General features: G+C 59.1%; 9 protein-coding genes and 4 tRNA genes. 11 read left to right on the plus strand and 2 right to left on the minus strand.

Annotation, left to right across the window (positions count from 1 at the left end; genetic code table 11):
* Positions 1 to 172: 172 nt before the first annotated feature.
* Positions 173 to 2188 (plus strand): excinuclease ABC subunit UvrB, encoded by a 2016-nt coding sequence (uvrB, locus tag KW848_RS15780; protein WP_111450547.1) that lies wholly within the window; start codon positions 173 to 175, stop codon positions 2186 to 2188.
* Positions 2189 to 2330: 142 nt separating this feature from the next.
* Here the strand turns inward: uvrB and KW848_RS15785 are convergent, their stop codons facing one another.
* The gene (locus KW848_RS15785; RefSeq protein WP_218537401.1) at positions 2331 to 3881 is read right to left on the minus strand and encodes an MDR family MFS transporter; all 1551 of its coding nucleotides are present in this window, start codon (positions 3879 to 3881) and stop codon (positions 2331 to 2333) included.
* On the minus strand, positions 3871 to 4920 hold the full coding sequence (locus tag KW848_RS15790; RefSeq protein WP_218537402.1) for an HlyD family secretion protein: 1050 nt from the start codon (positions 4918 to 4920) through the stop codon (positions 3871 to 3873). The genes KW848_RS15785 and KW848_RS15790 overlap by 11 nt, the downstream gene beginning before the upstream one ends.
* A gap of 219 nt (positions 4921 to 5139) precedes the next feature.
* Here KW848_RS15790 and gltX point away from each other — a divergent pair, with 219 nt between their 5' ends.
* From gltX to KW848_RS15840, 10 genes are all read left to right on the plus strand, one after another.
* Entirely contained in the window at positions 5140 to 6621 is a 1482-nt protein-coding gene (gene gltX, locus KW848_RS15795; protein ID WP_218537403.1) for a glutamate--tRNA ligase, read from the plus strand.
* Positions 6622 to 6825: 204 nt separating this feature from the next.
* Positions 6826 to 6901: transfer RNA gene (locus KW848_RS15800), tRNA-Ala, on the plus strand.
* A gap of 79 nt (positions 6902 to 6980) precedes the next feature.
* Positions 6981 to 7056, plus strand: a tRNA-Glu gene (locus KW848_RS15805).
* A gap of 53 nt (positions 7057 to 7109) precedes the next feature.
* Positions 7110 to 7185: transfer RNA gene (locus tag KW848_RS15810), tRNA-Ala, on the plus strand.
* Between the two features lie 80 nt (positions 7186 to 7265).
* A tRNA-Glu gene (locus KW848_RS15815) sits at positions 7266 to 7341 on the plus strand.
* Between the two features lie 183 nt (positions 7342 to 7524).
* Positions 7525 to 8064, plus strand: coding sequence for a TetR/AcrR family transcriptional regulator (locus KW848_RS15820; protein WP_008028313.1), 540 nt, complete (start codon positions 7525 to 7527; stop codon positions 8062 to 8064).
* A gap of 31 nt (positions 8065 to 8095) precedes the next feature.
* Entirely contained in the window at positions 8096 to 8929 is an 834-nt protein-coding gene (locus KW848_RS15825; protein ID WP_140893593.1) for an alpha/beta fold hydrolase, read from the plus strand.
* Positions 8930 to 8977: 48 nt separating this feature from the next.
* Complete coding sequence (locus KW848_RS15830; RefSeq protein WP_218537404.1) at positions 8978 to 9427, plus strand: thioesterase family protein; 450 nt, start codon at positions 8978 to 8980, stop codon at positions 9425 to 9427.
* A 166-nt stretch (positions 9428 to 9593) separates the two neighbouring features.
* Positions 9594 to 10553, plus strand: a complete 960-nt coding sequence (locus KW848_RS15835; RefSeq protein ID WP_218537405.1) for a tRNA-dihydrouridine synthase — start codon at positions 9594 to 9596, stop codon at positions 10551 to 10553.
* Positions 10554 to 10673: 120 nt separating this feature from the next.
* Positions 10674 to 11120, plus strand: coding sequence for an Hsp20 family protein (locus KW848_RS15840; protein ID WP_008151276.1), 447 nt, complete (start codon positions 10674 to 10676; stop codon positions 11118 to 11120).
* Positions 11121 to 11289 lie beyond the last annotated feature (169 nt).

Genomic DNA, 11289 nt, shown 5'->3' on the forward strand with positions numbered 1-11289 from the left:
AGAGGTTTTACCCGATGTAGGACGTTTGCCTTGAAAGCGATGGCAATCGGCTCCACATTGAGCACAATCCAGTTTTTTCCTCGGGCGACATCGGTCGTTTGCGGTCTTTCCCGTTGCTGCCCGGTTCACCCGGACAGGCGCGACTCCTGCTTCGAAAACCGAGAGGTATTTCATGTCTGAATTCCAGCTAGTCACCCGCTTCGAGCCCGCCGGCGATCAGCCGGAAGCCATCCGCCTGATGGTCGAGGGCATCGAAGCCGGGCTGGCGCACCAGACGTTGCTCGGTGTGACCGGCTCGGGCAAGACTTTCAGCATCGCCAATGTGATCGCCCAGATTCAGCGTCCGACCCTGGTGCTGGCGCCGAACAAAACCTTGGCCGCGCAGTTGTACGGTGAGTTCAAGGCGTTCTTCCCGAACAACGCCGTCGAATACTTCGTTTCGTACTACGACTACTACCAGCCCGAAGCCTACGTGCCGTCATCGGATACGTTCATCGAGAAAGACGCCTCGATCAACGATCACATCGAGCAGATGCGATTGTCTGCGACCAAGGCGCTGCTGGAGCGCAAAGACGCGATCATCGTCACCACGGTGTCGTGCATCTACGGTCTGGGCAGTCCGGAAACTTATTTGAAGATGGTTCTTCACGTGGATCGCGGCGACAAGCTCGATCAGCGTGCGTTGCTGCGTCGCCTGGCAGACTTGCAGTACACGCGCAACGACATGGAGTTTGCCCGTGCGACCTTCCGGGTGCGTGGCGACGTGATCGATATCCATCCGGCGGAATCCGATTTCGAAGCGATCCGCATCGAGCTGTTCGATGACGAAGTGGAGAGCCTGTCGGCCTTCGATCCGCTGACTGGCGAAGTGATTCGTAAGCTGCCGCGTTTCACGTTCTATCCGAAAAGCCACTATGTCACCCCGAGAGAAACCCTGCTGGATGCCGTTGAAGGGATCAAGGTCGAGTTGCAGGAACGCCTGGAATACTTGCGCTCCAACAATAAACTGGTGGAAGCCCAGCGCCTGGAGCAACGCACCCGTTTCGACCTGGAGATGATCCTTGAGCTGGGTTATTGCAACGGTATCGAAAACTACTCGCGCTACTTGTCCGGTCGCGAATCCGGGCAGGCGCCACCGACTCTGTTTGACTACCTGCCGGCCGACGCCTTGCTGGTGATCGACGAATCCCATGTCAGCGTGCCGCAGGTCGGCGCCATGTATAAGGGCGACCGTTCGCGTAAAGAGACGCTGGTGGAATACGGTTTCCGTCTGCCGTCCGCGTTGGATAACCGACCGATGCGTTTCGACGAATTCGAAAACATCAGCCCGCAGACGATCTTTGTCTCGGCAACCCCGGGCAATTACGAAGCAGAGCATGCCGGTCGTGTGGTCGAGCAGCTGGTGCGTCCAACTGGTCTGGTGGACCCGCAAATCGAAATCCGTCCGGCGTTGACCCAGGTCGACGATCTGCTCTCGGAGATCGGCAAGCGCGTGGCGCTGGAAGAGCGGGTGCTGGTCACCACCCTGACCAAACGCATGTCTGAAGACTTGACCGATTACCTGGCCGACCACGGCGTGCGGGTGCGTTACCTGCACTCGGACATCGACACCGTGGAGCGGGTAGAAATCATCCGCGATCTGCGTCTGGGCACTTTCGATGTGTTGGTGGGGATCAACCTGCTGCGTGAAGGCCTGGACATGCCGGAAGTCTCGCTGGTGGCGATCCTCGATGCGGACAAGGAAGGCTTCCTGCGTTCCGAGCGCTCGCTGATCCAGACCATCGGCCGGGCGGCGCGCAACCTCAATGGTCGGGCGATTCTCTATGCCGATCGCATCACCGGTTCCATGGAGCGGGCGATCGGCGAAACCGAGCGTCGTCGCGACAAGCAGATTGCCTTCAACCTGGCCAATGGCATCACGCCCAAGGGCGTGTTCAAGGACGTTGCCGACATCATGGAAGGCGCCACCGTGCCGGGTTCGCGTAGCAAGAAGCGCAAAGGCATGGCCAAGGCCGCCGAGGAAAGCGCCAAGTACGAAGCAGAATTGCGTTCGCCGGGCGAGATCGCCAAGCGTATCAAGGCGCTGGAAGAGAAAATGTACCAGCTCGCCCGCGACCTGGAGTTCGAAGCAGCGGCGCAGATGCGCGACGAGATTGGCAAGTTGCGGGATCGGTTGATCACTGTTTGATTTGCTGCGCCTGAACCGGCCTCTTCGCGAGCAAGCCCGCTCCCACAATGATGAGGGTGGTCACACAATTTGTGTCCACCCACAGACCCTGTGGGAGCGGGCTTGCCCGCGAAGAGGCCAGTACGGGCGCTACAAATATCAATTAGTGTGCTTCGCCAGCCTTGAGTCCCGCCGGCAACGCCTTGGTCAGCAACACCGCCAGCATGCTGATCCCCAGCGCGATCCCGACAAAGTGAAACGCATCGTTGTAAGCCATGATCGACGCCTGCTGATGCGCAATTTCGCTGAGCTTGCCCAGCGCGGCCGTCTCACTGCCAAACCGATCCGTCAGCGACGCCATGCGCTCGGCCACCTGCGGGTTGGTCGGCACAAGCGCTTCACGTAAATAATCAAAGTAAGTCTTGGTTCGCGCATCCAGCAACGTGGCGAGGAGGGCGATGCCAATCGCGCCGCCGAGGTTGCGCAGGATGTTGAATAGGCTCGACGCCGAACCCGCGTCCTGCGGCAGGATGTACGCCGTGGCGATCAACGAGATGGTCACCATGATCAGCGGCTGGCCCAGCGCGCGGATGATCTGGATTTGATTGAACTGCGGCCCGGCGAAGTCCGGGTTCAACACCCCCGATGAAAAACTCGCCAAGCCAAATAGCCCGAAACCCAGCGTGCAAAGCCATTTCGGCGAGACGTACTTCATCAGCTTCGGCACCAGCGGTATCAAAAACAGCTGCGGCACGCCCATCCACATGATCACTTCGCCGATCTGCAGGGCGTTGTAGTTCTGGACCTGCGCCAGGTACAGCGGCAACAGGTAGATCGAGCCGTACAATCCGACACCCATCCCGACACTGGAAATACTCGATAAACCAAAGTTGCGATTGCGCAGGATGCCGAGGTTGATCAGCGGGTTGGGCTTGGACGTCTGCACGATCACAAAGGTGATCAGGCTGACCAGCGCGATGCTGCCCAGGGTCACGATCAGGCTCGACTCCAGCCAGTCCTTGCGATGGCCTTCCTCTAGAAACACCTGCAAACAACCGAGGCCGACGCCCAGCGTGAGAATGCCCAGGTAGTCGGTGCTTTTCAGCAGTTCCCAGTGGGCTTCTTTCTTCTCCAGGCCGTACATCAGACCGGCGATCATGATCAGGCCCGGCGGAATGTTGATGTAGAAGATGTATTCCCAGCCCCAATTCTCGGTCAACCAACCACCGAGGGTCGGGCCGATAGAGGGCGCGAACGTTGCGGTCATGGCAAACATCGCCATGCCTTTGGCTCGGTGGTGTTCGGGGAGTTTGATCAGCGTGAGGGTGAACGCCAGCGGGATCAGCGCACCGCCGGTGAAACCCTGCAAGGCGCGGAAGACGATCATGCTTTCCAGGCTCCAGGCCATGGAGCAGAGCAGGGAAGCAGCGAGAAATCCGAGGGACACCCACACCGCCAGTCGCCGCGCCGAGAGCAACTGCACCAGCCACGCCGTCAGCGGGATCATGATGATTTCCGCCACCAGGTACGAGGTGGAAATCCACGAGCCTTCTTCCAGAGTCGCCGACAGCGCGCCCTGAATATCCTTGAGCGACGAGTTGGTGATCTGGATGTCGAGCACTGCCATGAATGCACCGAGCATCACGCTCATGACCGCGATCCAGTCCCGCCGGGTCGGTTCGCCGACCGGGCGGATCAGTTGATCACCGGCCATCGTCAGGGGCGTCTTTGATGTTCACTTTGGCGGTGACCGACATGCCCGGACGAATCTTGCCTTGCAGCGGATTGTTCGCGGCGAAGGTCAGTTTTACCGGAATCCGTTGTACGACTTTGGTGAAGTTGCCGGTGGCATTGTCCGGCGGCAACAGGCTGAACTGCGCGCCCGAAGCGGCGAACAGGCTATCGACTCGTGCTTCGATGGGCGTGTCGCTGTAGGCATCGAACGTCAGTTCGGCTTTTTGGCCAGGCTGCATGTGGCCGATTTGGGTTTCCTTGAAGTTGGCCTGAATCCAGATGTCCTGATCCGGCACGATCGACATCAAGTAAGCACCCGCCTGCACATACTGGCCTTCGCGGGCGGCGCGCTGGCCGATCAGGCCGCTGATGGGTGCATGGATTTCGCTGCGGGTCAGGTTCAGTTCGGCCTGGGCCAGATCGGTTTTGGCGTTGGCGATCATGGCGTCGAGTCGTTTGATCTCGGCGCTCAGTGAGTTGATTTGTTGGCGCTGACTTTGTGCGTCCGCTTGAGCCTTGGTCACTTGCGAGCGGGCGATGTGGTTGTCGGCGGAGAGGGTGGTCACCCGTTCTTCCGAGACATAGCCGGGTTTGCGCAGCGTTTGCGCGCGAGACAAATCGATCTGCGAACGACCGAGGCTGGCCTGGCTGGACGCGACTTGCGCCTCGCTGGCGGCGATCAGACTGGCTTGCTGAGTCAGCTTGCTTCGGGCTTGCAGGCGTTCGGCTTCACGGGTGGCGAGGGTGGCGTTGGCGCGGTCGACGGCGAGGTGGAAATCATCGCCTTCGAGCTTGATCAGTAATTGACCTTTCTCGACGTGCTGGTTGTCCTGCACCAGCACCTGATCGATGCGCGCGCCCAATTGACTCGACACACGGGTGATCTCGCCCTGGACATAAGCGTTGTCGGTGCTTTCATAGAATCGCCCCTTGAAGAACCACTGGGCAAAAAAGCCCCCGGCAACCAGCAGGACGATCAACAGAAAAATAAACAGGCGACGCTTGAGTTGGGCAGGCATGGGCAGACTGTAGTCGAGAATTTGTAAGGAAAGTTATCAGTGGTCAAATCTGGCATACAGCGAATGATGGGTAAATGCCATCGGCCGATAATCGGCCATTCACCAAGGCTGGAGCGCGTTGTAGACGCAACCTTGGCTTAAATGCCCTGCTCACTGGAGCCAGGCGGCCAACGCCTGTTACCATTCGCCCTTTGTTTTATCTTCATTTCGAGACTTGCCATGACCACCGTCCGCACTCGCATCGCGCCATCGCCTACCGGGGATCCCCACGTAGGTACCGCTTACATCGCTTTGTTCAACTACTGCTTTGCCAAGCAGCACGGCGGTGAGTTCATCCTGCGGATCGAAGACACCGACCAATTGCGTTCGACCCGCGAGTCCGAACAACAGATTTTCGACGCCCTGCGCTGGTTGGGTATCGACTGGAGCGAAGGCCCGGATGTTGGCGGCCCGCACGGTCCTTACCGTCAGAGCGAGCGTGGCGATATCTATCAGAAGTACTGCCAGCAGCTGGTCGAAATGGGTCACGCCTTCCCGTGTTTCTGCACCGCCGAAGAGCTGGACCAGATGCGCGCCGAGCAAATGGCCCGCGGCGAAACCCCACGTTACGACGGCCGTGCGCTGTTGCTGTCCAAGGAAGAAGTCGCGCGTCGCCTGGCCGCTGGCGAGCCGCATGTGATCCGCATGAAAGTGCCGAGCGAAGGCGTTTGCGTGGTGCCGGACATGCTGCGTGGCGACGTCGAGATCCCGTGGGATCGTATGGACATGCAAGTGCTGATGAAGACCGACGGCCTGCCGACGTACTTCCTGGCCAACGTGGTCGACGACCACCTGATGGGCATCACCCACGTCCTGCGTGGCGAAGAGTGGCTGCCCTCGGCGCCGAAACTGATCCTGCTTTATGAGTACTTCGGCTGGGAACAACCCGAGCTGTGCTACATGCCACTGCTGCGTAACCCGGACAAGAGCAAGCTGTCCAAACGCAAGAACCCGACCTCGGTGACGTTCTACGAGCGCATGGGTTTCATGCCGGAAGCGATGCTCAACTACCTCGGTCGCATGGGCTGGTCGATGCCGGACGAGCGCGAGAAGTTCTCGCTGCAGGAAATGGTCGACAACTTCGACCTGAGCCGCGTCTCCCTCGGCGGGCCGATTTTCGACATCGAGAAACTGTCGTGGCTCAACGGCCAGTGGCTGCGTGATCTGCCGGTGGAAGAGTTCGCTTCGCGCCTGCAAAAATGGGCGTTGAACCCGGAATACATGATGAAGATCGCGCCGCACGTGCAGGGTCGGGTTGAAACCTTCAGCCAGGTTGCACCGCTGGCCGGTTTCTTCTTCGCCGGTGGTGTGAACCCGGACGTCAAGCTGTTTGAATCCAAAAAACTGTCGGGCGATCAGGTGCGTCAATTGATGCAGTTGATCTTGTGGAAGCTGGAAAGCCTGCGTCAGTGGGAGAAGGACAGCATCACCGCAACGATTCAGGCGGTGGTCGAATCCCTGGAGCTGAAGCTGCGTGACGCCATGCCACTGATGTTCGCCTCGATCACTGGCCAGGCCAGTTCGGTGTCGGTGCTCGATGCGATGGAAATCCTGGGTCCGGACCTGACCCGTTTCCGTCTGCGCCAGGCGATCGACTTGCTGGGCGGCGTGTCGAAGAAGGAAAACAAGGAGTGGGAAAAACTCTTGGGCAGCATCGCCTAAAATTGTTTGATCCTGCGTAGGAGCTGCCGAAGGTTCGAGCCGCGTTCGGACGATCTTTTGATCCGGCTCTTCGGCGCTACCCCGGTTTTGCAGGGGGAGGGCGGTAAGTGATTGTTATGTCGGCAAAAAACTTTGAAATATTTTAAAAATAAGTTTGACAGCTTTCCGATGCGCCATTAAGATTCGCCCCGTCCTCAGCGATGAGGGGCTATAGCTCAGCTGGGAGAGCGCTTGCATGGCATGCAAGAGGTCGACGGTTCGATCCCGTCTAGCTCCACCAATTTACACTTCAAGGTCTGGCCACACCGGCCTTGAAGCGATCACCACTCAGCGGTGATCTGTTGTATAGAAGGGTTTGCGTCCCCTTCGTCTAGTGGCCTAGGACACCGCCCTTTCACGGCGGTAACAGGGGTTCGAGTCCCCTAGGGGACGCCAGTTTTACAGAAGCGATGTTGCAAGATGTCGCTCCGCCGCGAGGCGAAAAATCCGGGGCTATAGCTCAGCTGGGAGAGCGCCTGCATGGCATGCAGGAGGTCAGCGGTTCGATCCCGCTTAGCTCCACCAATTTTACAGTTCAAGGTCTGGCCACACCGGCCTTGAATCGATCAGCTCTCAGCACTGATCAGTTGTATAGAAGGTTTTGCGTCCCCTTCGTCTAGTGGCCTAGGACACCGCCCTTTCACGGCGGTAACAGGGGTTCGAGTCCCCTAGGGGACGCCACGATTACCCGCTCTGCGGGATTTTATAAGGGTCATTCAATTATTGAATGGCCCTTTTGTTTGTCTGGCGTTTGGCCAAATCCCCTATTTCTTTCAAACTGTTCTTCAGACCAGCGGTCACATCCACGACTTGCGTAAAATTATTATGAGAATAATATTCTAGTCGTAATATTCGGAGGCAACGATGAACGATAAAAAAGCTCAAACCCGCGAACGCATCCTCAAGGCTGCCAGCGCAGCGCTGATTCAGCGCGGCCCGGCCGAACCGAGCGTGGGCGAAGTGATGGGCGCGGCCGGCCTGACCGTCGGCGGTTTCTACGCGCACTTCGAAAGCAAGGACGCGATGATGCTGGAAGCGTTCAAGCAACTGCTCGGTCATCGCCGTGGCTTGATCGCCGATATGGACGCCGAATTGACCGGCGAAGAACGTCGCGCGTTGGTTGCTGCGTTTTATCTGTCGCGCAAACACCGTGATTCCTCTGAGTCAGCCTGCCCGATTCCGGCTTCTGTCGGCGAGTTGGGGCGTCTGCCGGACGCGTTTCGCGTGGCGTTGAATGAGCATGTGGAAATGATGGTCGCGCAGTTGGCGGCCAGCCCGGAAGACACCGACAAAGCCTTGGCCGACATGGCCTTGATGGTCGGTGGTTTGGCTTTGGCTCGCGCGTTGGGGCCAGGAGAATTGTCCGATCGATTGCTGCGCGCCGCGAAGTCTGCGGTGCTGTGACCTAAAGGCATTGGCCTGAGGAGTGAGAGCGATGAGCACGTTGAAGTGGGTTCGTGGCGTTAATGGCACCTTGGGCTGGTTCGCACCGAAACTGGTCGCGAGCAAAATGCGATTGGCATTCATGACACCGCGAGAACTGCCGCCGCGTGATTGGGAATTGCCGCTGCTGGCGAAGTCCGAGCGAATCACCTTGCGCTTCGGTCTCTCGGCGCTGCGTTGGGGGCAAGGCCCTGCCGTGTTGCTGATGCACGGTTGGGAAGGCCGGCCGACGCAGTTTGCCAGCCTGATCACCGCGCTGGTCGACGCCGGTTACACCGTGGTTGCGCTGGACGGTCCGGCCCACGGTCGCTCGCCGGGTCGCGAGGCCAATGTGGTGCTGTTCGCCCGGGCCATGCTTGAGGCTGCTGCCGAGTTGCCACCGCTGCAAGCCGTCATCGGCCACTCGATGGGCGGCGCCAGTGCCATGCTCGCCGTTCAATTGGGCCTGCGTACCGAAACCCTGGTCACTATCGCAGCCCCTGCGCGGATTCTCGGCGTATTGCGCGGTTTCGCCCGCTATGTACGGCTGCCGCCGAAAGCCCGCTCGGCGTTCATACGTCAGGTCGAAAGAGACGTCGGCATGCGCGCTGCGGCACTGGATGTCGCGCACTATCAGCTCGATATGCCCGGCCTGATCGTTCACGCCGAAGACGACTGCTACGTTCCGGTCAAGGAATCGCAGCTGATCAACGAGGCCTGGTTTGATAGCCGTCTGTTGCGCCTGGAGGAGGGTGGTCATCAACGGGTGCTGGCTGACCCTCGGGTGATCGAAGGCGTTCTCTCGTTGCTCGCCGGTCGCAGTCTGCAATCGCGCCAATCGGCCTGAGCATCCGTTACACTGCCCCGGTGAAAATTTTCTGACCGGGAGTGGGGCATGGGCTGGGATCGGGCAACGCCATTTATCATTGATCTGGAAGTCGGCGCAGAGGACATCGATGGGTTGGGGCACGCGAATAACGCGGTGTACGTGACCTGGCTCGAACGCTGTGCCTGGCGCCATTCCCAGCGGCTTGGCCTGGACCTGGTCGAGTATCGTCGGCTGGATCGGGCAATGGCGGTGGTGCGGCACGAGATCGATTACCTGGCGGCCGCCTATGAAGGCGATGAGTTGCAATTGGCGACCTGGATCGTCGATTGGGACCAGCGCCTGAAAATGACCCGGCACTTTCAGTTGAAGCGCCCCAGTGACAACACCACGTTGCTGCGGGCGCAGACCACCTTCGTCTGCATCGAACTGTCGACCGGCAAGCCCAGGCGCATGCCGGCGGAGTTCATCGAGGGCTACGGCCCCGCGTTGCAAGTCTTGGATACAACCACAATCTAATGTGGGAGCGGGCTTGCTCGCGAAGGCGGCGCATCGGCAGCATCACTGTTGGCTGACACAACGCTATCGCGAGCAGGCTCACTCCCACAGGGGAATCTGCGATGTTCTGCAGATTTTCCGCGCAATCCAGTAAACTGCCGCACGTTTTTCGTTGAGTGTGTTTTTCATGCAAATTGCTTTGGCGCCCATGGAGGGGTTGGTCGACAACATCCTGCGGGACGTGCTGACCCGTGTGGGCGGTATCGATTGGTGCGTGACCGAGTTCATTCGGATCAACGATCAACTGCTCACGCCTGCCTATTACCACAAATTCGGCCCGGAACTGCTGACCGGTGCCCGCACCGCATCCGGCGTGCCGCTGCGGGTGCAGCTGCTCGGTTCCGATCCGGTTTGCCTGGCGGAAAACGCCGCGCTGGCGTGCGAACTGGGATCCGAGGTCATCGACCTGAACTTCGGCTGCCCGGCCAAGACCGTGAACAAGTCCCGTGGCGGCGCGGTGCTGCTCAAAGAGCCTGAGCTGCTGAACCAGATTGTCGAACACGTGCGTCGTGCCGTTCCGGCGCACATTCCGGTGACTGCCAAGATGCGCCTCGGTTTCGACAGCCCGGACGGTGCGCTGGTGTGCGCCACGGCTCTGGCCGAAGGTGGCGCTGCGCACATCGTGGTTCACGCGCGGACCAAAACTGACGGCTACAAGCCGCCGGCCCATTGGGAATGGATCCCCCGAGTGCAGGATGTGGTCAAGGTTCCGGTATTCGCCAATGGCGACATCTGGAGCGTCGAAGACTGGCGTCGTTGCCGTGAAATCAGCGGCGTCGAGGACATCATGCTCGGTCGCGGCCTGGTTTCGCGTCCGGACCTGGCACGGCAAATCGCAATGGCGCGGGCGGGTGAGGACGTCGTCGAGATGACCTGGGCCGAGTTGCTGCCATTGATTCAGGACTTTTGGTTGCAAGCCAAGGCGCAGATGACGGCACGCCAATCGCCGGGTCGCTTGAAGCAGTGGCTGGCGATGCTGACCCGCAATTATCCCGAAGCGGTCGAGCTGTTCAACGTGCTGCGCCGTGAGACCGAACTGGATCATGTCTCGCGTTTACTGGGTCTTCAGGTGTCCGAAGCCGCCTAAAAAAATCTGTAGATAATCTCTTGAAAAGCAATCAGCGGTCCTTATCTAAGGATTACGCGATGCCGAATTCGGGTCGCGGAGACAAAAAAACTTGCTGATATGTTTCAGGAGATTTGAATCATGAGTACTGCATTTTCCATGGCACCACTGTTCCGCTCCTCGGTAGGTTTCGACCGTTTCAATGACCTGTTCGAAACCGCCCTGCGCAACGAGCCAGGCAGCACCTACCCACCTTACAACGTGGAAAAACACGGCGACGACCAATACCGTATCGTCGTAGCGGCCGCCGGCTTCCAGGAAGAAGACCTGGAGCTGCAAGTGGAAAAAGGTGTGCTGACCATCAGTGGCGGCAAGCGTGACGCGACCGAAGACGTCACCTATCTGTACCAAGGCATCGCACAGCGTGCCTTCAAACTGTCCTTCCGTCTGGCGGACCATATCGAAATCAAGGCCGCCGGTCTGAGCAACGGTTTGTTGAGCATCGACCTGTTGCGGGTAATTCCGGAAGAGGCGAAAGCCAAACGCATCCCGATCAACGGGACGCAAAAGCCAGCGCTGCAGCACTGAGTCATTCGAAGACACACATTCGTCTGAGCAGGCTGTAATCCGCTGAATGAAGGCCCCGACTTGTCGGGGCCTTTTTGTTTGTGCGAAAAAACGGTCATGCGTACTTTGCCGCCTTGCGACGGTTTCTCTACAATCCACGCCAGTTTGCCGATCCCCATCCTGCCTGGTC

This window comes from Pseudomonas sp. PDM25, from assembly GCF_019219045.1.
Taxonomy (GTDB): Bacteria; Pseudomonadota; Gammaproteobacteria; order Pseudomonadales; family Pseudomonadaceae; genus Aquipseudomonas.

Excerpts from the sequence above, each read along its gene's own strand:
- uvrB (WP_111450547.1), top strand. The coding sequence starts at position 173 with ATGTCTGAATTCCAGCTAGTCACCCGCTTCGAGCCCGCCGGCGATCAG.
- KW848_RS15785 (WP_218537401.1), bottom strand. The coding sequence starts at position 3,881 with ATGGCCGGTGATCAACTGATCCGCCCGGTCGGCGAACCGACCCGGCGG.
- KW848_RS15790 (WP_218537402.1), bottom strand. The coding sequence starts at position 4,920 with ATGCCTGCCCAACTCAAGCGTCGCCTGTTTATTTTTCTGTTGATCGTC.
- gltX (WP_218537403.1), top strand. The coding sequence starts at position 5,140 with ATGACCACCGTCCGCACTCGCATCGCGCCATCGCCTACCGGGGATCCC.
- KW848_RS15820 (WP_008028313.1), top strand. The coding sequence starts at position 7,525 with ATGAACGATAAAAAAGCTCAAACCCGCGAACGCATCCTCAAGGCTGCC.
- KW848_RS15825 (WP_140893593.1), top strand. The coding sequence starts at position 8,096 with ATGAGCACGTTGAAGTGGGTTCGTGGCGTTAATGGCACCTTGGGCTGG.
- KW848_RS15830 (WP_218537404.1), top strand. The coding sequence starts at position 8,978 with ATGGGCTGGGATCGGGCAACGCCATTTATCATTGATCTGGAAGTCGGC.
- KW848_RS15835 (WP_218537405.1), top strand. The coding sequence starts at position 9,594 with ATGCAAATTGCTTTGGCGCCCATGGAGGGGTTGGTCGACAACATCCTG.
- KW848_RS15840 (WP_008151276.1), top strand. The coding sequence starts at position 10,674 with ATGAGTACTGCATTTTCCATGGCACCACTGTTCCGCTCCTCGGTAGGT.